Annotated in this window: 18 protein-coding genes; 8 read left to right on the forward strand and 10 right to left on the reverse strand. The window is 59.3% G+C overall.

What is annotated here, in order from left to right:
• Window positions 1-23: 23 nt before the first annotated feature.
• The 5 genes from carA to grpE form a co-directional block, all read right to left on the reverse strand.
• On the reverse strand, window positions 24-1,160 hold the full coding sequence (gene carA / locus JTJ32_RS16670; protein WP_099226791.1) for a glutamine-hydrolyzing carbamoyl-phosphate synthase small subunit: 1,137 nt from the start codon (window positions 1,158-1,160) through the stop codon (window positions 24-26).
• A gap of 273 nt (window positions 1,161-1,433) precedes the next feature.
• Window positions 1,434-2,237, reverse strand: coding sequence for a 4-hydroxy-tetrahydrodipicolinate reductase (gene dapB, locus JTJ32_RS16675; protein ID WP_099226790.1), 804 nt, complete (start codon window positions 2,235-2,237; stop codon window positions 1,434-1,436).
• Window positions 2,238-2,257: 20 nt separating this feature from the next.
• Window positions 2,258-3,397 (reverse strand): molecular chaperone DnaJ, encoded by a 1,140-nt coding sequence (dnaJ, locus tag JTJ32_RS16680; protein WP_004880000.1) that lies wholly within the window; start codon window positions 3,395-3,397, stop codon window positions 2,258-2,260.
• 326 nt (window positions 3,398-3,723) lie between these two features.
• Window positions 3,724-5,676, reverse strand: coding sequence for a molecular chaperone DnaK (gene dnaK / locus JTJ32_RS16685; RefSeq protein WP_257211809.1), 1,953 nt, complete (start codon window positions 5,674-5,676; stop codon window positions 3,724-3,726).
• 65 nt (window positions 5,677-5,741) lie between these two features.
• A complete protein-coding gene (grpE, locus tag JTJ32_RS16690; RefSeq protein WP_004880006.1) occupies window positions 5,742-6,305 on the reverse strand; it encodes a nucleotide exchange factor GrpE in 564 nt (187 codons plus the stop codon).
• 269 nt (window positions 6,306-6,574) lie between these two features.
• Between grpE and recN the strand changes: the two genes are divergently transcribed.
• Window positions 6,575-8,248, forward strand: coding sequence for a DNA repair protein RecN (recN, locus tag JTJ32_RS16695; protein WP_210042692.1), 1,674 nt, complete (start codon window positions 6,575-6,577; stop codon window positions 8,246-8,248).
• Between the two features lie 76 nt (window positions 8,249-8,324).
• Here recN and fur read toward each other — a convergent pair whose 3' ends face one another.
• Window positions 8,325-8,732, reverse strand: a complete 408-nt coding sequence (gene fur / locus JTJ32_RS16700; RefSeq protein WP_099226787.1) for a ferric iron uptake transcriptional regulator — start codon at window positions 8,730-8,732, stop codon at window positions 8,325-8,327.
• 98 nt (window positions 8,733-8,830) lie between these two features.
• Between fur and JTJ32_RS16705 the strand changes: the two genes are divergently transcribed.
• Window positions 8,831-9,352: an outer membrane protein assembly factor BamE gene (locus tag JTJ32_RS16705; protein WP_099226786.1), complete on the forward strand. Its 522-nt coding sequence runs from the start codon at window positions 8,831-8,833 to the stop codon at window positions 9,350-9,352.
• A 64-nt stretch (window positions 9,353-9,416) separates the two neighbouring features.
• On the opposite strand, the gene JTJ32_RS16710 is transcribed toward JTJ32_RS16705, so the two are convergent.
• From JTJ32_RS16710 to JTJ32_RS16720, 3 genes are read right to left on the reverse strand one after another with little or no spacing between them, the layout of a single operon-like run.
• Window positions 9,417-9,737, reverse strand: a complete 321-nt coding sequence (locus tag JTJ32_RS16710; RefSeq protein ID WP_099226785.1) for an RnfH family protein — start codon at window positions 9,735-9,737, stop codon at window positions 9,417-9,419.
• Window positions 9,730-10,164: a type II toxin-antitoxin system RatA family toxin gene (locus JTJ32_RS16715; RefSeq protein ID WP_099226784.1), complete on the reverse strand. Its 435-nt coding sequence runs from the start codon at window positions 10,162-10,164 to the stop codon at window positions 9,730-9,732. The genes JTJ32_RS16710 and JTJ32_RS16715 overlap by 8 nt, the downstream gene beginning before the upstream one ends.
• A 7-nt stretch (window positions 10,165-10,171) precedes the next feature.
• The gene (locus JTJ32_RS16720) at window positions 10,172-11,575 is read right to left on the reverse strand and encodes a sodium-dependent transporter (protein WP_099226783.1); all 1,404 of its coding nucleotides are present in this window, start codon (window positions 11,573-11,575) and stop codon (window positions 10,172-10,174) included.
• 113 nt (window positions 11,576-11,688) lie between these two features.
• Here JTJ32_RS16720 and smpB point away from each other — a divergent pair, with 113 nt between their 5' ends.
• Complete coding sequence (gene smpB / locus JTJ32_RS16725; RefSeq protein WP_099226782.1) at window positions 11,689-12,171, forward strand: SsrA-binding protein SmpB; 483 nt, start codon at window positions 11,689-11,691, stop codon at window positions 12,169-12,171.
• Between the two features lie 150 nt (window positions 12,172-12,321).
• Here the strand turns inward: smpB and JTJ32_RS16730 are convergent, their stop codons facing one another.
• On the reverse strand, window positions 12,322-13,089 hold the full coding sequence (locus JTJ32_RS16730) for a GntR family transcriptional regulator (protein WP_099226781.1): 768 nt from the start codon (window positions 13,087-13,089) through the stop codon (window positions 12,322-12,324).
• A gap of 398 nt (window positions 13,090-13,487) precedes the next feature.
• Between JTJ32_RS16730 and JTJ32_RS16735 the strand changes: the two genes are divergently transcribed.
• From JTJ32_RS16735 to JTJ32_RS16755, 5 genes are all read left to right on the forward strand, one after another.
• Complete coding sequence (locus JTJ32_RS16735; RefSeq protein WP_099226780.1) at window positions 13,488-15,179, forward strand: lactate permease LctP family transporter; 1,692 nt, start codon at window positions 13,488-13,490, stop codon at window positions 15,177-15,179.
• A gap of 83 nt (window positions 15,180-15,262) precedes the next feature.
• The gene (locus tag JTJ32_RS16740; RefSeq protein WP_210042693.1) at window positions 15,263-16,099 is read left to right on the forward strand and encodes a (Fe-S)-binding protein; all 837 of its coding nucleotides are present in this window, start codon (window positions 15,263-15,265) and stop codon (window positions 16,097-16,099) included.
• Window positions 16,096-17,559, forward strand: a complete 1,464-nt coding sequence (locus tag JTJ32_RS16745; RefSeq protein ID WP_210042694.1) for a LutB/LldF family L-lactate oxidation iron-sulfur protein — start codon at window positions 16,096-16,098, stop codon at window positions 17,557-17,559. Before JTJ32_RS16740 ends, JTJ32_RS16745 begins: the two co-directional genes overlap by 4 nt.
• Window positions 17,556-18,227 (forward strand): LutC/YkgG family protein, encoded by a 672-nt coding sequence (locus JTJ32_RS16750; RefSeq protein WP_210042695.1) that lies wholly within the window; start codon window positions 17,556-17,558, stop codon window positions 18,225-18,227. Before JTJ32_RS16745 ends, JTJ32_RS16750 begins: the two co-directional genes overlap by 4 nt.
• Window positions 18,224-21,052: an FAD-binding and (Fe-S)-binding domain-containing protein gene (locus JTJ32_RS16755; protein ID WP_210042697.1), complete on the forward strand. Its 2,829-nt coding sequence runs from the start codon at window positions 18,224-18,226 to the stop codon at window positions 21,050-21,052. The genes JTJ32_RS16750 and JTJ32_RS16755 overlap by 4 nt, the downstream gene beginning before the upstream one ends.
• Window positions 21,053-21,117 lie beyond the last annotated feature (65 nt).

A 21,117-nucleotide genomic window follows, 5' to 3' on the forward strand; every position in this document is an offset into this window, starting at 1 on the left:
TACTACATTCTCAAGGCAACCGGTCAGCGTCGCTTGGCCATGGCTTCGATAAAGCGATCAAACAGAGGGGCGACGTCGCTCGGGCCAGGGCTGGCTTCAGGGTGACCCTGGAAGCTGAAGGCGCTCTTGTCGGTACGCTCGATACCCTGAAGAGTACCGTCGAACAGCGACTTGTGAATGGCGCGCACGTTGGCCGGCAGCGTGGCTTCGTCCACCGCAAAACCGTGGTTCTGGCTGGTGATCATGACGACACCGGTGTCCAGATCCTGAACCGGGTGGTTGGCACCGTGGTGGCCGTGACCCATCTTTACGGTCCTGGCGCCGGAGGCCAGAGCGAGCAACTGGTGACCCAGGCAGATGCCGAAGACCGGAATTTCGGTTTCCAGCACGTCCTTGATTGCAGTGATCGCGTAGTCGCAAGGCTCTGGATCACCAGGACCGTTGGACAGGAACACGCCATCCGGGTTGTAGGCCAGAACGTCCTTGGCAGGCGTTTGCGCCGGAACCACGGTTACGCGGCAGCCGCGCTCGACCAGCATGCGCAGGATGTTCAGCTTCACGCCGTAATCGTAGGCAACCACATGATAAGGCAGCTCGGACGCAGCGATTTCAGCATGGCTATCGGTCTTCAGATCCCAGACACTGGAACGCCACTCGTAGGTCTCTTTGGTGCTGACCTCTTTGGCCAGATCCATGCCTTTGAGGCCAGGGAAGCCGCGCGCAGCTTCAATGGCCGCTTCTTCGGAAATATTGTCACCGGCCATGATGCAGCCGTTCTGTGCACCTTTCTCACGCAGGATGCGGGTCAGGCGACGGGTGTCGATACCAGCGATGGCGACAACGTTGTTGGCTTTCAGGTAGTCGTCCAGCGACATCTTGTTGCGCCAGTTGCTGGCGACCAGCGGCAGATCACGAATGACCAGGCCTGCGGACCAGACGCGATCAGACTCGGCGTCTTCAGGCGTGGTGCCGGTGTTGCCGATATGGGGGTAAGTCAGGGTCACAATCTGCTGGGCATAGGAAGGATCGGTAAGGATTTCCTGATAGCCTGTCATTGCGGTGTTGAACACCACCTCACCAACGGTCTGACCGTCGGCTCCAATGGCTTCGCCGCGAAAAATGCTGCCATCAGCAAGGGCGAGTATGGCTGGCTTAGTCAAGAAGACCTCCCGTAAATAAAGCCTGAAAGGGCGTTCGCAGGTTGCAAAAAAGCGGAATGACGTAGATACGTCACCCCGCTTTCTTATAGAATCATCTGCGCGCTTTTAGTGGACACACTAAAGCTGTAGCTTACAGAAAAGGCCCATTTTGGTCTACCACCAATGTGCCTGAAATGCGGGAAAATGCGACAGCGGGTTGAAGCGGATCAGTCAGTAAAAGGCCGAATTCCGCAGTGTCTACGAAATCCGGCCTGGTAACTGCAGAAGCAGGGATCAATGCAGATCCAGCACATCCTGCATGTCATACAGCCCTGGCGCCTTGCCCTCAAGCCACATGGCAGCCCTCACGGCGCCCTTGGCAAACGTCATGCGACTTGATGCCTTGTGAGTGATTTCGACACGCTCACCGTCCGCAGCAAACAGCACCGTGTGATCACCGACTACATCACCGGCGCGGATCGTTGCAAAGCCGATACTCTGACGATCACGCGCGCCTGTCTGACCTTCACGACCATAGACCGCGACTTTCTGCAGGTCACGCCCCAACGCACTGGCAACCACTTCACCCATGCGCAACGCAGTACCTGACGGCGCGTCGACCTTGTGGCGGTGATGGGCTTCGGTGATTTCGATATCGACGTCATCACCCAGAACACGGGCTGCCGTATCGAGCAACTTAAGGCACAGGTTTACGCCGATACTGAAGTTGGCGGCGAACACGATCGGGATTTCCTTGCCCGCCTCAACCAGACGCTGCTTTTCTTCAACGCTGAACCCGGTCGTACCAATGATCATGGCCTTGCCTGCCTTACGGCAGAACGCCAGGTTCTTCAGCGTCACCGACGGATGCGTGAAGTCGATCAGCACATCGAATTCGTCTGCAACCCTGGCCAGATCACCCGACAAAGGAACACCGATACGACCCAGCGCAGCCAGCTCGCCAGCATCTGCGCCAACCAGCGTACTGTCAGGACGATCGATCGCAGCGGTCAACCCGGCGCCAGGCGCCTGCTGAATCGCTTCGATCAAGGTTTTACCCATGCGCCCGGCGGCGCCCACTACAGCAATACGTCGCATGCCGATTTCCTTAGATAACCTTACAAATCACCAAAGAAGCGCTTCACACCCTCAAACCAGCCACTGGCCTTGGGAGAGTGGGACTCGTCGTTCTCGAGCGATGTGCGGAACTCTTCCAGCAACTCGCGCTGACGCTTGCTGAGATTGACCGGAGTTTCGACCGCCACACGACACATCAGGTCGCCTGCACCACCGCCACGCACCGGGGCAACACCCTTGCCGCGCAAGCGGAACTGCTTGCCGGTCTGGGTACCCTCGGGGATCTTCAGTTTGACGCGACCATCAAGGGTCGGCACTTCAAGCTCGCCACCCAATGCTGCATCGGTAAAGCTGATGGGTACTTCGCAGAACAGGTGTTTGCCGTCACGCTGAAAGATGTCGTGTTCACGCACGTTGATCACGACATACAGATCGCCGGTCGGACCACCCTGAACGCCCGCCTCGCCTTCGCCTGACAGACGAATACGGTCGCCGGTATCGACACCTGGCGGCACTTTGACGGATAGCGTCTTGTACTCTTCGACACGACCCTCACCATGACACGAGTCGCACGGATCGGAAATGATCTTGCCGTGACCATGGCAACGCGGGCACGTCTGCTGCACAGAGAAGAAACCCTGTTGCATGCGCACCTGACCGATGCCGCCACAGGTCGGACACGTGACCGGCGAAGAACCTTTCTTCGCGCCACTGCCATCGCACGGCTTGCAGTTGACCAGCGTCGGCACGCGGATACTGACCGTCGTGCCACGAACCGCTTCTTCCAGATTCAGCTCAAGCGTGTAACGCAGGTCGCTGCCACGCTGAGCACCGCCGCGCCCACCTCCGCCGGCTCTGCCACCACCGAAGAAGTCGCTGAACACATCACCGAAGATATCGGAGAAGTTCGCACCGCCAGCACCACCACCAAAGCCACCGCCGCCGCCCATGCTCGGATCTACACCGGCATGACCGTACTGATCGTAGGCTGCACGCTTGCTGGCATCGGACAGGACTTCGTAGGCCTCGTTGGCCTCCTTGAACATCTCTTCCGACGCTTTGTCATCAGGGTTGCGGTCAGGGTGATGCTTCATCGCCAGACGACGGTAAGCCTTTTTCAGCTCGGCCTCGCTGGAGCCTCGCTCCACTCCCAACACTTCGTAATAATCACGCTTTGCCATAATTCTTCCGCACTCTTGAGGACGTTCGGCAAGACCCTCCTGAGCCTCGCCAAACCCGTTGAGCCCCATACAGGCCCGGACCCAACTCACGTCAATTCAACGATCCTGGTCTTCGTTCAACGGCCGGAAAAATCCGACCGAGAAAGCGGCAGAATGAGTCGCCACGCAGGAGCATCGCGATCTTGCCACATGGCATTCGGACCGAAATCCGCCTGCCGAAATTTTGCCTGTTCCAGACACGCCAACGCGGGAGCAAGCTCCCGCGCGGCGACATCCTACCAGTCACCACTCGAAAGAGGTCAACCGGCTTGCAAGTGAGCCTGCGCTTACTTGTGGTCTTTTACTTCTTCGAACTCGGCATCGACAGCGTCGTCAGCCTTGGATGGCTCTTCAGCAGACTTGGCCGCTGCTTCCGGGTTCTCGGCCTGCTCGGCGTACATCTTCTGAGCGATTGGCGCGGAAACCTTGGACAGCTCCTCAACCTTGGCTTCGATGGCAGCCTTGTCGTCGCCTTTGACAGCGGCTTCCAAGGCGACGAGCGCAGCTTCAACTGCAGTCTTCTCTTCGGCAGTCACTTTGTCGCCTGCGTCGGAGATCATCTTGCGAGTCGAGTGGACCAGTGCATCACCCTGGTTACGGGCAGAGGCCAGCTCTTCGAACTTGCGATCTTCTTCAGCGTTGACTTCAGCGTCACGAACCATCTGCTGAATTTCTTCCTCGGACAGACCGGAGTTGGCCTTGATCACGATGGACTGCTGCTTGCCGGTTGCCTTGTCTTTCGCACCTACGTGCAGAATGCCGTTGGCGTCGATGTCGAAGGTCACTTCGATCTGTGGCACGCCACGTGGAGCAGGTGGAATCTCGGCCAGGTCGAACTTGCCCAGGGACTTGTTCTGACCGGCTTGCTTGCGCTCACCCTGCAGCACGTGAATGGTCACAGCGCTCTGGTTGTCATCGGCAGTCGAGAACACCTGGGATTTCTTGGTAGGAATCGTGGTGTTTTTCTCGATCAGCGCAGTCATCACGCCGCCCATGGTTTCGATACCCAGCGTCAGCGGGCTGACGTCGAGCAGCAGAACGTCTTTCACGTCACCAGCCAGTACCGCGCCCTGGATGGCAGCACCCATGGCAACCGCTTCGTCCGGGTTGACGTCTTTACGTGCTTCTTTACCGAAGAACTCGGTCACCAGCTTCTGGACCAGCGGCATACGGGTCTGACCACCGACCAGAATCACGTCGTTGATGCTGCCGATGTCGATGCCCGCATCCTTCAATGCGATGCGGCAAGGCTCGATGGTGCGCTGAACCAGATCTTCAACCAGCGATTCCAGCTTGGAACGGGAGATTTTCACGTTCAAGTGCTTTGGACCGGTCGCGTCTGCAGTGATGTACGGCAGGTTTACGTCAGTCTGCATGCTGGAGGACAGCTCGATCTTGGCTTTCTCGGCAGCTTCTTTCAGACGCTGCATCGCCAGAGGGTCGCCCTTCAGGTTCATGCCGCTTTCTTTCTTGAATTCGTCGACGAGGTAGTCGATCAGACGAATGTCGAAGTCCTCACCACCCAGGAAGGTGTCGCCGTTGGTGGCCAACACTTCGAACTGGTGCTCACCGTCGACTTCAGCGATTTCGATAACCGATACGTCGAACGTACCGCCACCCAGGTCATAAACGATGACAGTGTGGTCGCCCTTCGCCTTGTCCATACCGTAAGCCAGAGCGGCGGCGGTAGGCTCGTTGATGATGCGCTTGACGTCCAGACCCGCGATACGGCCGGCATCCTTGGTCGCCTGACGCTGGCTGTCGTTGAAGTAGGCCGGAACAGTGATGACTGCTTCGGTAACGGCTTCACCGAGGTAGTCTTCGGCGGTCTTCTTCATCTTTTTCAGGATTTCAGCGGAAATCTGAGGAGGCGCCATTTTCTGGCCATTCACTTCTACCCAGGCGTCGCTGTTATCAGCCTTGACGATCTTGTAAGGGACCATCTGGATGTCTTTCTGAACGACTTCTTCGTCAAAACGACGACCGATCAGACGCTTTACTGCGTACAGAGTGTTGTGCGGATTGGTTACGGCCTGGCGCTTTGCAGACTGACCAACCAGGATTTCACCATCGTTGGCGTAGGCAATGATCGACGGCGTGGTGCGAGCACCCTCGGCGTTTTCGATAACCTTGGCTTTACCGTTTTCCAGAATAGAGACACAGGAGTTGGTAGTCCCCAGGTCGATACCGATAATTTTGCCCATCTTGACTCTCCCGAAACTTTGATTTGGTTGCCGCAACTGCGTTTACAAATTGCGGTAGCTCTTAAACGCTTGACCTGTAAATGGGGGCCTTGCAGCTGATTTCAAGCCTGCTCGTCAATTGACGGCGTAACAGGCGATGGTGCCTTGCTGACCACGACCATGGCCGGGCGCAGCAGACGCCCATTGAGCTGGTAACCCTTTTGAAACACTTTGAGCACCGTGTTGGGCTCTACATCTGCACTTTCCTGCATGGCCATTGCCTGGTGCTGTTCAGCACTGAATGGCTGACCATGCGGGTCGACGGCTTCCAGCTGATAACGCTTGAGGGTGTCCTGAAACATCTTCAAGGTCAGCTCGATACCTTCACGCATCGGGCGAATGCTCTCGTCGTCCGGACTGGACAGCTCGATACCTCGCTCCAGACTGTCGATGATCGGCAGCAGATCACCTGCAAATTTTTCCAACGCAAACTTGTGAGCCTTTTCAACATCCTGTTCAGCGCGGCGGCGGACATTCTGCAGATCCGCAGCCACTCGCAGGGATTGGTCCTGCGCGGCAGCCAGTTGCTCTTCGAGCACTTGCACACGGGTCGTCAATTCGTCGCCCGCGCCTGCTTCGGCAGCCTGGTCCTGGCTCTGCGCATCCAGATTCTGTTCGTCAGCCATAAGTGTTCTCCTTTAAAAACGTCCGCGAACCCAACTCGCGCTTCTGCCCCCTATATGGGATCGGAATTTTCGGCTTCAAGGGCAGGCGGTGCTGGATATATGCATTTCCTCACAAAAAAATGGGGAATAAGGACCTGAAAAAATCGACACCCATCACTATGCGGACTAAAAAACGTGCAGGACCAACCAAATCGAGCTAAGCCAAGGCATTGTCAGTGGCGAATAAAACACTGTATAAATAACCAGACAAATAGCTCGGGAGCCGCTCAATGCTGGTGCACCTTTCCGTACATAACTACGCCATCGTCGAACACCTCGATCTCGAGCTCGATCGAGGCATGAGCGTAATCACTGGCGAAACCGGCGCTGGCAAATCCATCATGCTCGACGCTCTGGGTCTGACGCTGGGCGACCGGGCCGACAGCGGCGTGGTCCGTCCAGGCGCCGACAAGGCCGATATCCTGGCCACGTTCGACCTGGAAGACATTCCCGAAGCACAGGTCTGGCTCAAGGAGCGCGACCTGGACAATGACGGCCCCTGCATCCTGCGCCGGGTCATCACTGCCGAAGGCCGTTCGCGCTCGTATATAAATGGCTCGCCCTGCCCTCAGGGCGACCTGAAAGCACTTGGCGAACTGCTGATCGACATTCACAGTCAGCATGAACACCAATCCCTGCTCAAGACCGACACCCATCGCCGCCTGCTGGACGAATACGCGGGCGCGACCGATCTGGCGCGCCAGGTTCAATTGGCGGCGCAGCGCTGGCGCCAGACCCGGCAGGAACTGGAACGTCTTTCCAATTCGGGTGACGAGCAACGGGCACGCCATCAACTGCTCAGTTATCAGCTGGAAGAGCTGGAAAGCCTGAGCTTGGGCGAGAACGAACTGGAGCAATTGGAGCAGGAACACAAGAACCTGACCAATGCCGAAAGCCTGCTGAGCATCTGCCGACAAGTCGTCGAGCAATGCAGCGAGAGCGATTCAGGCAACGTGCTCAATGCCCTGACGGCCAGCCTGCATCGCCTGGGCAGTGTGAACAATTCACCTACCGCGCTCAGCGAAGCCACCGATCTGCTGTCCAGCGCCCAGATCCAGGTCGAGGAAGCCGTCGGAGAGCTCAATCGCTTTCTCGACCACTTCGACGCCGACCCAGCCAGACTGCAGCAGCTCGAAGAGCGGCTCGATGCTATTTATACGCTTGCCCGCAAACACCGCATCCAGCCCAACGAAGTGGCGACCATGCAGCAGAAGTTGCTGGATGAAATCGAAACACTGAACGCCAACGATGAATCCATTGAGCGTCTGGAACATGAGGTGCAGGCTTTTGCCCGCCACTATCAGGAAAAGGCTCGCGAACTGAGCGACCTGCGCCACACCTCATCGACTCGACTGGCCAGTGCGGTCGAGCAGGAGATTCATCGACTGGGGATGCCCGGCGGTCGCTTCCAGATCGAATTGAAGGCTATTCCCGGCAGCGAGCCTCATCCTCACGGTCTGGAACACGTCGAACTGCTGGTCAGCGCCAACCCCGGTCAGCCGCTCAAGGCGCTGGCAAAGGTGGCGTCGGGTGGTGAGTTGTCACGCATCAGCCTGGCGATTCAGGTCATTACCGCCCAGACCTCTCGCGTGCCTACGTTGGTGTTCGATGAGGTCGATGTCGGCATCGGCGGCCCGACAGCGGAAATCGTCGGCCAGCTGTTAAGACGCCTGGGTGAGCGCGGGCAGGTCATGACCGTGACCCACTTGCCGCAGGTCGCAGCGCAAGGCCACCAGCATCTGTTCGTGCACAAGGTCAGGGATAACGATGCGACACGCACTGCCGTGTCAAAACTGACCAAGGCCGAGCGCATTGAGGAAGTGGCGCGCATGCTGGGCGGCATCGACCTGACCAAGGAATCGCTGGCTCACGCCAAAAAAATGGTCATTACCGCTAAAAACTGATCAATAGAGCACCGATCCAGCTTCACGGACCACAGAAAGCACAAAGGCGACACCGAGGTCGCCTTTGCGGGTGTGCTTACGCTTTTTTGTGGCGGACGTAGAGCACCAGATTGTGGTCCACCAGATCAAAGCCGTGTCGTTCGACGATGGCTTTCTGAAGCTTCTCGATTTCTTCGTCGAAGAATTCGATCACCTCACCTGACTCCACATTGACCATATGGTCGTGGTGGCCGCCATCAGCCAGTTCGAACACAGCATGGCCACCGTCGAAATTGTGGCGAACCACCAGTCCAGCGGCTTCAAACTGAGTCAGAACACGGTAGACCGTGGCCAGACCGACATCCTCGCTCGCCTCCATCAATGCCTTGTAAACATCCTCGGCACTCATGTGGCGCTGCTCGGCAGAATCGAGCATTTGGAGTATTTTGACCCGCGGTAGGGTCACCTTGAGTCCTGCTTTACGTAGTTCGCTATTTTCAACCATGGTCAGCTTTCTCGCAGACGCTGCTTCGCAGCTTCTCTTAATGCAGGTATGATCGGGGTTTACGTTGTCCCAGCCAAGATAGTGGAAGTCGCCCACCGATGCAAAACACCAAGCTCTTGCTAACCAGTTTCACCTTCGTGGGACTGCTCGCACTCGCCGGTTGTTCATTCCCCGGGGTTTACAAAATCGACATCCAGCAGGGTAATGTCGTCACGCAGGACATGATAAACCAGTTGCGCCCCGGAATGACCCGGCGACAAGTACGGTTTATCATGGGCAATCCATTGCTGACCGACACCTTCCACGCCGATCGGTGGGATTACCTGTACAGCCTTCAGCCAGGTGGCGGTGAGCGCCAGCAGGAGCGTGTCAGTCTGATTTTCAATGAAAGCGATCAGTTGGTCAGCCTCTCAGGCGACTTCATGCCAGGCGTGAGCCGTGATGAAGCGATCCTTGGCAAGGACGGTGATACCACCGTGCCGGTCGAGAACCAGCCTCAGCAGCCGCCTGAAGAGCCCGCCAAACCAGGTTCGTTGCTGGACAAGATCCAGAAAGACGTCGACAGCGTCGAGACAGTGCCTGTTCCGACCCAGGAGCCACTGGACGTCAATCCTCGCTGACGCCAGACGCTCGAAGAAAAGCCCGGCATGCCGGGCTTTTTTGTGCGTTACGTTCAGCGATCATTCAGCTGGCCGTTGGCGTCACTCTGTTCTGACGGGCCTTGGCGGCACGCTGACGACGCGCCTCCATCGGATCGGCCAGCAACGGGCGATAGATCTCGATTCGCTCTCCCGCCTCGACGCAACGCACGGAAGGATCGCTGACCACCTTGCCGAAAATACCGACAGTGCAGTCAGCCAGGTCCAGCTCTGGAAACGCCCGATCAATACCGGAAGCGGCCAGTGCCTGTCGCACCGAGGAGCCGGCAGGGACTTCAACGGTCATCAACACTTGACGCTCGACGGCGGCATACACCACCTCGACCGATATCAGCGTCTCAGACATGTAACTGCTTGGCGCGCTGGCAGAACGCATCCACCAATGTGTTGGCGGCCTGATTGAACAGCGGCCCCAGGGTTGCACGCACAATCGGACCCGCGTAATCGAAGGAAAGGTCGAGGCTTATCTTGCAGGCCTTCTCGCCCAATTGCTTGAACGTCCAGACGCCGTGCAATTGCTCGAAGGGGCCTTCAACCAGATCCATCACAATGGATTCACCCGGTATGAGCGTATTGCGCGTCACGAATTGCTGACTTAACCCGCCCTTGGCGATTTCCAGACTGGCGCGCATTTGCTCGTCACTGGATTCAAGAACGGCTGCCGAAGAGCACCACGGCAGAAACTCCGGGTAACGCGCGACATCATTGACCAGGTCGTACAGGAAACGAGCCGGGTACGGCAAAAGGGCAGAACGTTGAATATGCGTAGTCATGTGAGCGTCATTTCCAGAGCTGAGCGGCAAACACCACAAGAATGCCGAGCGGCGCCACGTAGCGCATCAAAAAGAACGTCAGGCTGAACAGCAGCGGGCTGCGAATCGACAACTCATCGCGCACCGCTTCACGGCCCATCACCCAACCGGCGAATACTACAAAACATAATCCACCCAGCGGCAACATGATCCGCGAGGTGAGGAAATCGATGACTCCAAAGAAGTCCAGGCCACTGGATGCGCCCCATTGGTAGAGGTGGAAAGCACCCTCATCGTTCACGAAAAACTTGGCCTTTTGCCAGATATTGAACGAGAACACGGTACCAAGGCCAACAAACCAGCAACTGAATGCCAGCCAGAACGTGACCCAGGCACGTCGAACGCCGGTGCGCTCGACCAGATACGCAACCATCGGCTCAAGCAGGGAAATCGCCGAACTCCAGGCTGCCACCGCCACCAACACAAAGAACACAACGCCCATCAACTGACCGAACGCTACGTTACCGAATGCGAATGGCAATGTTACGAACATCAGGCCCGGCCCCTCACTCGGGTTAAGACCTGCGGCAAAAACGATTGGGAATAGCGCAAGGCCCGCCAGCAACGAAACGAAGGTATCGAGCAGTGCAATGCCGACCACCGTGGTGCTGATCGATGCGCCCTTGGTCATGTACGCACCGTAGACCATGATCGAGCCGACACCTACGCTCAGCGAGAAGAACGCATGCCCCATCGCGGGCAGCAGGCCGTCGAGGACCTTGTCCGGGTTGAAGTCGAACATGAAATGCACGCCTTCCATGAAATGTCCGGTGGTCAGGCTGTAGCCCAACAGAATCAGCATTAGCAGGAACAGCATCGGCATCATGATGCGCAGACTGCGCTCAAGGCCGGCTTCCACGCCTTTACCGATCACGACCGCCGACAGCAGCATGAAAACGGTGTGCCAGAGAATCAGACGCCAGGGATCGGCAATCACCCCACCGAAGTAAGCGCCGACCTGATCAGCCGTCACACCCTGGAAATCACCACGCCCCATGTCGATGATGTAGTCCAGCGACCAGCCGCCGACCACACTATAGAAGGAGAGAATGAGCAGCGCCGTGATCATCCCGGCGAAAGCCCCCCACGACCAGCGCGCCGAATGACCGGCCTCGACCGCCAGCGTCTTCAGGGCATTGGCCGGGCTCAAGCGGGCGCGACGACCGATCAGCGTTTCCGCCATCATCACCGGAACGCCGATCAGGGCGATGCACGCCAGGAACACCAGCACGAAAGCGCCGCCGCCATAGGCGCCGACCATGTAGGGGAATTTCCAGATACTGCCCAGCCCGACGGCAGAGCCGGTGGCAGCCAGAATGAACACCCAGCGGCTTGCCCAGCTACCGTGGACCGAGACTTTGTCTGTCGACATTACTGAAACGCCCAACCAAAAAAGAGCGCGCATTGTCCGGGATTCAACCATTGTGCTCAAGCACACGCTTTCCCGTAGCCGACATTGAAGCAACTCCCTATAATGCGCCCCCTATGGCTAAGCTCAAGAAACACCCTACAGGGACCATCGCGCAGAACAAGAAGGCGCGACACGATTACTTCATCGAACACAAGTTCGAGGCCGGTCTGGTCCTGGCTGGCTGGGAAGTAAAAAGCCTGCGTGCCAACAAGGTGCAGCTGGTCGACAGTTACGTGCTGCTCAAGGATGGCGAGGCATGGCTGATGGGCAGCCATATCACGCCGCTCAAGACGGCCAGCACGCACGTCATCGCTGACCCGACACGTACCCGCAAATTGTTGCTGAACCAGCGCGAGCTCGAAAAGCTCATCACGTCTGTTCAGCAGAAAGGCTATGCCTGCGTGGCCCTCTCCCTTTACTGGAAGCAGCACTTGATCAAGTGCGAAATCGCTCTGGGCAAAGGCAAGAAGGAATACGACAAGCGCCACACCGAGCGTGAACGCGACTCGGACCGTGAGCTGCAGCGCGCCGTGCGCAGCAAGGGCAAGGACGACTGAGCCTGAGCTGACCGCGCCTGCGCCAGACACCAAAGCGGACGCAGAGCGTCACGGGTGGCGTTACCTCGCAGAAGCGCGGGAACGCCTCTCATAACGCTCCGCGTCCGGGCTGCATGCCGACGCGAAATATCGGCACGATCAGCGCTCCGCTCACATGGCGTTACGCCGCTCTGCCCGAGCCGTGCGCTGAACCTGCTGCCTGACCTCTTCCAGCACTTCCTGCACATACGTCAGGTGCCTGCTCGACACCTCGCGCGCGTCCTCAGCACGACCTTCAATGATCGCCGTATACAACTCACGATGCTGCTTGATCAGCATGTCGCGGGTTTCCGAGCGCTGTTTGTACATGCCGCCGATGTTGATCACCACATTACGCTTGAGCAGATCAAACAGGCCGCGAATGGTGTGCAACAGCACCGCGTTGTGACTGGCCTCGGCAATTGCCAGATGGAAGCTGGCATCGGCTGCGCCCTCTTCGACCCGGCTGACCTCGTCGGCCCGCGAATAACAATCCAGCAGTGACTCGAACGCCACGCGCAGACGTTCGCGATCCATCTCGGTGGCGCGCATCGCGGCGTAATACGCGCAGGACGCTTCCAGTGTGTGACGAAACTCCAGCAGGTCACGCTGCGCATCGGGACTGCTTTCCAGCAAGTGCAGCAACGGGTCGCTGAACGTCGAGCCAATATTCTCGACCACATAATTGCCCCCGCCCTGCCGACTGACCAGCAAGCCTTTGGCTGTCAGTTTCTGAATCGCCTCACGCAACGACGGGCGCGACACCCCGAACTGTTCGGCCAGCGCTCTTTCCGCCGGTAAACGCCCACCCGATTTGAGGGTGCCCTCCAGAATCATCTTTTCCAGCTGCTCGACGATGTCGTCGGACAAACGGCGCTGACGCACCTGATCAAAGCCCATAGCACTTACTCCAACGTCCCGGCTCGCTGCCGGGCCCGCGTATTCTGGCTGATTGCCGCCACCAAGGCACCTGTCCAATTCAGCCGAAAACCCTGTCTGGCACTGCCCTTCCAGAGCGCATGCGACAAAAGTCACGGCCCCGCAAATTGACACACCATTCACAAGGCCTCTAATCTAGCCAGCAGACATTGTAAATTGGTATTACCAATTATCCAATGCCAGCGTTCGGCGGTTGATCTCCGTGGCGCTGCAAGGCCTTCCAGACAGAAAGCCTTGAGCTGGTGAGCTGTGCGATTCAATCGTCAGCATCGACCAGGCGCTCGCCAACACGACGTCGAATCGAAGCCGCGCACACAGAACACCGGGCCTTACCAACAATAATTAAGGGGCCTCCCGACATGCAGACATGGCAACAGCTCTACACACCGCTTGGCAGCCTTGGCCTTTCCGCCGCTGCCGCACTGATCCCCATCGTGTTCTTCTTCCTGGCGCTGGCCGTTTTCCGGCTCAAAGGCCATATCGCAGGCAGTATTACCCTGGCGCTGTCGATACTGGTGGCGATCTTCGCCTTCCAGATGCCGACCGACATGGCACTGGCAGCAGCGGGCTATGGGTTCGCCTACGGACTATGGCCCATCGCATGGATCATCGTGGCGGCGGTGTTTCTTTACAAACTGACGGTCAAGAGCGGTCAGTTCGAGATCATTCGCAGCTCGGTCATGGCCGTCACCGATGACCAGCGTTTACAGGTATTGTTGATCGCCTTCTGCTTCGGTGCATTTCTGGAGGGTGCGGCGGGTTTCGGCGCTCCGGTCGCCATCACCGCGGCCCTGCTCGTGGGCCTCGGGCTGAACCCGCTCTACGCCGCCGGCCTGTGCCTGATCGCCAACACTGCACCCGTTGCGTTCGGCGCGCTGGGCATTCCGATCATCGTGGCGGGACAGGTCTCGGGGCTGGACGCTTTCAAGGTCGGTGCGATGGCAGGTCGTCAACTGCCGTTCCTGTCGATCTTCGTGCCGTTCTGGCTGATGTTCATGATGGACGGTGTGCGTGGCGTCAAGGAGACCTGGCCAGCCGCGCTGATCGCTGGCACCACCTTTGCGATCACCCAGTTCCTGACCTCCAACTTCGTCGGACCGGAACTGCCGGACATCACATCGGCACTGGTCAGCATCGTCTCGCTGACGCTGTTCCTGAAAGTCTGGCAGCCGCAGCGCGCATCCGACACTGTCGTGGTCAGCGGCGGCTCGGCAGCCGTCATGGGCGGACCGGGCGGATTCAACAAACCACGCTCATCAGTGGCATCTCCCTACAGCCTCGGCCAGATCATCAAGGCCTGGTCGCCGTTCCTGATCCTGACCGGCATGGTCACTGTCTGGACGCTGAAACCGTTCAAAGCGCTGTTTGCCGCAGGCGGTTCACTTCAGGCCTTCACCTTCAATATTCCAGTGCCGCACCTGGATCAATGGGTGATGAAAACTGCACCCATCGTAGCGAACGCGACGGCGATGCCTGCGGTGTACAAGTTCGACCTGATCGCCGCGTCGGGGACCGCAATCCTGTTCTCGGCCATCCTCGCAATGCTGGTCCTGCGCATCACCCCGAAGATTGGTCTGACCACTTTCAAGGAAACCCTGATCGAGCTGCGCTGGGCAATCGTGTCCATCGGCATGGTGCTGGCCTTTGCCTTTGTCATGAACTACTCGGGCATGTCGTCGACCCTGGCGCTGGTTCTGGCCGGTACAGGCGCGGCGTTCCCGTTCTTCTCGCCGTTCCTCGGCTGGCTGGGCGTATTCCTGACCGGTTCCGACACCTCGGCCAACGCGCTGTTCGGCTCGCTGCAGGCCACCACCGCCCACCAAATCGGCGTCAGCGACGTGTTGATGGTCGCGGCCAACTCCAGCGGCGGCGTGACCGGCAAGATGATCTCGCCGCAGTCCATCGCCGTGGCCTGCGCGGCCACCGGCCTGGTGGGCAGGGAATCGGACCTGTTCCGCTTCACGCTCAAGCACAGCCTGTTTTTCGCCACCATCGTCGGCTGCATCACCTACGCCCAGGCGTACTGGTTCACCGGCATGCTGGTTCATTGATGCCTGAATGAAGCACCACTGGCGCCGAACAGACCCGTCGGCGTCAGCCATTCATAACCGGGCCCACCCGGAGACTCAAACTGATGAGTACGCTTTTTCACAACGCCGCACCCAACACGACTGCCAACGCAACCCGCGTCGCGCCCGCTCGCCATGCGCCGCGTGAGTACCCGACCGACAAACCGAAACGCGTCTATCTGTTCGGCACCTGCGTCGTGGACCTGTTTTTTCCGGAAGCCGGAATGGACGCCATCCACCTCCTCGAACGCGAAGGCATCCAGGTGGATTATCCACAGGCGCAAAGCTGTTGCGGACAACCGGCGTACACCTCGGGGTATACCGATCAAGCCCGCGAAGTCGCCCGCGCCCAACTCGCACTGTTCGAGGGAGATGACCCGGTTGTCGTACCGTCCGGTTCCTGCGCGGGCATGTTTCGCGAACATTATCCCGACCTGTTCAAGGACGAGCCCGAGACGCTCAAGCACGTCCGGCACCTCGCCGCCCGCACCTATGAACTGACCGAATTCCTGCTGCACGTCTGCAAGACGCGCCTGAGAGATCAAGGCCCGCCCACCCGCATCGCCCTGCACACCTCATGCTCGGCGCGCCGCGAAATGAACACCCACCTGCACGCCCGTGAACTGCTGGCGCAACTGGGCAATGTCGAGCGCGTCGATCACGACCATGAAAGCGAATGCTGCGGCTTCGGAGGGACTTTCAGCGTGCGCATGCCGGACATTTCCGGCGCGATGGTCGCCGACAAGACACGCGCACTGAAGGAATCAGGCGCCGACCAGATCCTCACTGCCGACTGCGGCTGCCTGATGAACATCAACGGCTCACTGGAAAAACAGCGCGAATCCATCCGCGGCCAGCATCTGGCGAGCTTTCTCTGGCAACGCACCGGAGGTCAGCGATGAACATGCAAACCCGCATTCCCGCCGTCGAAATCCATCAACCGGATTTTCGCGAGCGCGCCCATGAAGCGCTGGGCGATCCGCAATTGCGCGGCAATTTTCGCCGCGCCATGGATTCGCTGATGACCAAGCGCGCGGCGGCGTTCAGCAACCCGGACGAACGCGAAGAACTGCGCTCACTGGGCAACGCCATTCGTGCCCGCGCCCTCTCCAAACTGCCGGACCTGCTGGAGCAACTGGAACGCAACCTGATCCGCAACGGCGTACAGGTGCACTGGGCGGAGACGGTCGAAGAAGCCAACGCCATCGTGCTGTCCATCGTTGAAGCCCATGAAGCGAAACAGGTGATCAAGGGCAAATCGATGGTCAGCGAAGAAATGGAGATGAACGACTTCCTTGGCGAGCGCGGCATCGAATGCCTGGAAGCGGACATGGGCGAATACATCGTGCAGATGGACCACGAAAAGCCCTCGCACATCATCATGCCCGCCATCCACAAGAACGCCGGCCAGGTCGGCAAGCTGTTCCACGACAAACTCGGCGTGGAATACACCACCGATGTCGACCAGTTGATTCAAATCGGCCGTCACGTGCTGCGCCAGAAATTCTTTGAAGCGGACATTGGCGTCTCGGGCGTCAACTTCGCGGTGGCGGAAACCGGCACGCTGCTGCTGGTGGAAAACGAAGGTAACGGCCGGATGGTCACCAGTGTGCCGCCCGTACACATCGCTGTGACCGGGATCGAAAAGGTCGTCGAGAACCTGCGCGATACCGTGCCATTGCTGTCCTTGCTGACCCGCTCCGCGCTGGGCATTCCGATCACCACCTACGTCAACATGATCTCCGGCCCGCGCAAGGCCCATGAACTGGACGGCCCGCAGGAAGTGCACCTCGTGCTGCTCGATAACGGCCGCAGCCAGGCATTTGCCGACAGCGAACTGCGCCAGACGCTGAACTGCATTCGCTGCGGCGCCTGCATGAACCACTGCCCGGTTTATACCCGCGTCGGCGGTCATACCTATGGCGAGGTCTACCCCGGCCCCATCGGCAAGATCATCACGCCGCACATGGCAGGCCTGGCGAAAGTCCCGGATCACCCCAGCGCGTCATCGTTGTGTGGCGCATGCGGCGAAGTGTGCCCGGTGAAGATTCCGATCCCGGCGCTGCTGCGACGTCTGCGCGAAGAAAACGTCAAAGCGCCCGATGCGCCAAACCGGGTGATGCGTGATCAAGGCCGCAAATTTTCGCGCAAGGAGCGTTTCATCTGGAACGCCTGGTCGAAGCTCAACACCTCGCCCGTGATGTATCGTCTGTTCGGATTTTTCGCCACTCGGCTGCGCGGCCTGACGCCCGGCAACGTCGGCCCGTGGACGCAAAACCACAGCGCACCGAAACCCGCCGCCCGCTCACTGCACGAGATGGCCCGCGAGCATCTGACACGCACATCTGGAGACCAGCCATGAGTGCCAGGCACAACATCCTCGCCAAACTGCGCAACAGCCTGAGCGGCACGAGACCGGTGGCTGACAATTTCGACGAGGCGCTGGTGACCGAACCCTGGCGCTACGCTTCGGAAAACCGGGTTGCCCAACTTCGCAAACTGATGGAAGCGGTGCACACCGAGATTCACCTGTGCAGCGATCAGGAATGGCCGCGCCGGCTGGGCGAACTGGTCAAGGGCCGGCAGTTGCCCAGCCTGCTGATTGCGCCGGGTACGCCACACGGTCGCCGGGTCAGCGAGTATTGGGCCGTACAACCCGACCTGCCCACACTCAAGGCGTATGACCGCCCCATTGAAGAATGGAAAAAAGCCCTGTTTGACGACACACCCGCCAGCTTCACCACCACCTTGGGCGCAATCGCCGCCACCGGCAGCCTGATCATCTGGCCCACCCGCGAAGAGCCACGCCTGATGAGCCTCGTGCCGCCGGTGCATTTCGCCCTGCTCAAGGCCAGCGAGATCTACGACAACCTTTACGAAGCCCAACTCAAGCAGAACTGGGCGGCGGACATGCCGACCAACGCGCTGCTGGTGTCCGGTCCGTCGAAGACCGCCGACATCGAACAGGTCCTGGCGTACGGCGCTCATGGCCCCAAGGATCTGATTGTCCTGATCGTGGAGGACGCATGAGTCTGCCTGCTGCATTTCTGGACAGCGTCCGCCGCTTGATCCCGCAGAAACGCCGCTTCGATGATCCGCTCTCGACGCTGGCATTCGGCACTGACGCCAGCTTCTACCGCCTGATCCCGAAACTGGTGATCCGCGTCGAGTCCGACGATGAAGTCATTGCCCTGCTCAAGCTGGCGCAAGCCGAAAAGGTCGCGATCACCTTTCGCGCCGCAGGCACCAGCCTGTCGGGCCAGGCAATCAGTGATTCAGTGTTGCTGGTACTGGGCGACAACTGGAATGGCCGCGAACTGCGCGATCAGGGGACACAGATCCGCCTGCAGCCGGGCGTCATCGGCGCGCAGGCCAATGCCTGGCTGGCGCCGTTCGGACGCAAGATCGGCCCGGATCCGGCCTCGATCAATGCCTGCAAGATCGGCGGCATCGTCGCCAACAACGCCAGCGGAATGTGTTGCGGCACCGCGCAGAACACCTATCACACCTTGGCAGGCATTCGTCTGATTCTGGCCGACGGCACCCTGCTCGACACCGAAGATCCATCCAGCGCCGCTGCATTTCGCGCCAGCCACGCCGACCTGCTGCACAGCCTGGATCGCTTGGCACAAGAAACCCGCGCCAATTCCGAACTGGCCGCCAGAATCCGCCACAAATACCGTCTGAAAAACACCACGGGCCTGTCACTCAATGCGCTGGTGGACTTTGACGAGCCGCTGGATATCCTCAGTCATTTGCTGGTCGGCTCCGAAGGTACGTTGGGCTTCATCAGCGCCGTGACCTACAACACGGTGGTCGATCACCCACACAAGGCGTCGGCGCTGATCGTTTTTCCGGATGTGGAAACCTGCTGCAACGCCGTCACTGTTCTCAAGACCCAACCGGTGGCCGCCGTCGAACTGCTCGACCGGCGCAGCCTGCGTTCCGTGCAGGACAAACCGGGCATGCCGGGTTTCGTGCGCGAACTGTCTGCCAACGCCTGCGCCCTGCTGATCGAAGCCCGCGCGGCCTCCCGCGTCTTACTGGATGAGCAACTGCTGCAGATCATGGCGTCGATGACGGCCTTCCCGGTCGAGAAGCAGGTGGACTTCACCCACGACCCATTGGAAAACGCTCGCCTGTGGGCCATCCGCAAAGACACCTTTCCTGCCGTCGGTGCCGTGCGCCAGACCGGCACCACAGTCATCATTGAGGACGTGACCTTCCCCGTCGAACAACTGGCCATGGGCGTACGCCGCCTGATCGAGCTGTTCGACAAACACCACTACGACGAAGCGATCCTGTTCGGCCATGCGCTGGAGGGCAACCTGCATTTCGTCTTCACGCAGGGCTTCAACAACCCTGACGAAATCGCCCGTTATCAGGCGTTCATGGACGACGTGGCGCAACTGGTCGCGGTCGAATTCGGCGGTTCGCTCAAGGCCGAGCACGGCACCGGTCGCAACATGGCGCCCTTCGTCGAGAAGGAATGGGGCAGCGACGCCTATCACCTGATGTGGCAACTCAAACGTCTGCTCGACCCCAGCGGCATTCTCAACCCTGACGTGGTGCTCAGCACCGATCCGCACATTCATTTGAAACACCTGAAACCGATGCCCGCCGCCGACGAGATCGTCGACAAATGCATCGAGTGCGGCTTCTGCGAACCGGTCTGCCCGTCCAACGGACTGACGCTGAGCCCGCGACAGCGCATCGTCATCTGGCGCGACATCCAGGCGAAAAAGCGCGCCGGAACCGACACTCGACAACTGGAGCGCGACTATCACTACCACGGCATCGAGACCTGCGCCGCGACCGGCCTGTGCGCCCAGCGTTGCCCGGTCGGGATCAACACCGGCGAGCTGATCAAGAAGCTGCGTAGCCAAGAAGCCAGTCACGGCAAAACCGCAAGCTGGCTGGCGCACAACTTCAAGACCGCCCTGCAAGGCGCCCGCTTCACCCTGCACGGTGCCAATGGCGCACGCATGCTGCTGGGCGCGCCGCGGCTCGCGAAACTGTCGGCGTCGCTAAGCAGACTGTCGGCCGGACGCGTCCCGCAATGGACACCCGCCATGCCCCAGGCTGAACGCTTGGTCCGCTTTACCGCGCCGGTCGATGATCAGCGTCCACGCGTGGTCTATCTGGCCGCCTGCGTCTCCCGCGTCATGGGCCCTGCTGCAGGCGACAGGGAACAGTCATCACTGCTCGACAAAACCCGCAGCCTGCTGGAAAAAGCCGGTTATCAAGTGGTGTTCCCCGACGATCAGGACAACCTGTGCTGCGGCCAGCCGTTCGCCTCGAAAGGCTACAACGCACAGGCCGAAGACAAACGACAACAGTTGCTCGCCGCCCTGACCCACGCCAGCCGCGGCGGCCTGGACCCTATCTATTGCGACACCAGCCCCTGCACCCTGCGCCTGATGCAGGACCTCAGGGACACACGCCTCGACCTGTACGACCCGGTGCGCTTCATTCGCACCCACCTGCTGGACAAACTCACCTTCATCCCTCAACAGGAACCCATCGCCGTCCACATCACCTGCAGCACGCAACACCTGGGTGAGAGCCAAGCGTTGATCGACCTCGCCAGGTTATGCAGCGTGAACGTCGTCATCCCGGAAGGCATTCATTGCTGCGGCTTCGCGGGCGACAAAGGCTTCACGACACCGGAGCTGAATGCGCACTCGCTGCGCACGCTCAGGGATGCCGTGCAGTTCTGCCACGAGGGCATTTCCACCAGCCGCACCTGTGAAATCGGCCTGTCGCAACACGGCGGAATCGACTACCACGGACTGGTGTATCTGGTGGATCGCGTGACCACGGCCAAATCGCATGATCAAGACATAAAGCCGTAGATCGCCCCATTTTGGTGCCTTATGTGCACCAGATGGCTTTTTCGCATGACCTTGAAAATAAATAG

The sequence above is a fragment of the Pseudomonas alliivorans genome (assembly GCF_017826695.1).
GTDB classification, from domain to species: Bacteria; Pseudomonadota; Gammaproteobacteria; order Pseudomonadales; family Pseudomonadaceae; genus Aquipseudomonas; species Aquipseudomonas alliivorans.

What these genes read in the sequence shown, in the direction of transcription:
- fur (WP_099226787.1), bottom strand. Translation starts at nt 8,732, where the DNA reads ATGGTTGAAAATAGCGAACTACGTAAAGCAGGACTCAAGGTGACCCTA.
- JTJ32_RS16730 (WP_099226781.1), bottom strand. Translation starts at nt 13,089, where the DNA reads ATGGGCTTTGATCAGGTGCGTCAGCGCCGTTTGTCCGACGACATCGTC.
- JTJ32_RS16720 (WP_099226783.1), bottom strand. Translation starts at nt 11,575, where the DNA reads ATGTCGACAGACAAAGTCTCGGTCCACGGTAGCTGGGCAAGCCGCTGG.
- JTJ32_RS16705 (WP_099226786.1), top strand. Translation starts at nt 8,831, where the DNA reads ATGCAAAACACCAAGCTCTTGCTAACCAGTTTCACCTTCGTGGGACTG.
- JTJ32_RS16735 (WP_099226780.1), top strand. Translation starts at nt 13,488, where the DNA reads ATGCAGACATGGCAACAGCTCTACACACCGCTTGGCAGCCTTGGCCTT.
- JTJ32_RS16740 (WP_210042693.1), top strand. Translation starts at nt 15,263, where the DNA reads ATGAGTACGCTTTTTCACAACGCCGCACCCAACACGACTGCCAACGCA.
- JTJ32_RS16755 (WP_210042697.1), top strand. Translation starts at nt 18,224, where the DNA reads ATGAGTCTGCCTGCTGCATTTCTGGACAGCGTCCGCCGCTTGATCCCG.
- JTJ32_RS16715 (WP_099226784.1), bottom strand. Translation starts at nt 10,164, where the DNA reads ATGACTACGCATATTCAACGTTCTGCCCTTTTGCCGTACCCGGCTCGT.
- JTJ32_RS16710 (WP_099226785.1), bottom strand. Translation starts at nt 9,737, where the DNA reads ATGTCTGAGACGCTGATATCGGTCGAGGTGGTGTATGCCGCCGTCGAG.
- grpE (WP_004880006.1), bottom strand. Translation starts at nt 6,305, where the DNA reads ATGGCTGACGAACAGAATCTGGATGCGCAGAGCCAGGACCAGGCTGCC.
- JTJ32_RS16745 (WP_210042694.1), top strand. Translation starts at nt 16,096, where the DNA reads ATGAACATGCAAACCCGCATTCCCGCCGTCGAAATCCATCAACCGGAT.
- recN (WP_210042692.1), top strand. Translation starts at nt 6,575, where the DNA reads ATGCTGGTGCACCTTTCCGTACATAACTACGCCATCGTCGAACACCTC.
- smpB (WP_099226782.1), top strand. Translation starts at nt 11,689, where the DNA reads ATGGCTAAGCTCAAGAAACACCCTACAGGGACCATCGCGCAGAACAAG.
- dapB (WP_099226790.1), bottom strand. Translation starts at nt 2,237, where the DNA reads ATGCGACGTATTGCTGTAGTGGGCGCCGCCGGGCGCATGGGTAAAACC.
- JTJ32_RS16750 (WP_210042695.1), top strand. Translation starts at nt 17,556, where the DNA reads ATGAGTGCCAGGCACAACATCCTCGCCAAACTGCGCAACAGCCTGAGC.
- dnaJ (WP_004880000.1), bottom strand. Translation starts at nt 3,397, where the DNA reads ATGGCAAAGCGTGATTATTACGAAGTGTTGGGAGTGGAGCGAGGCTCC.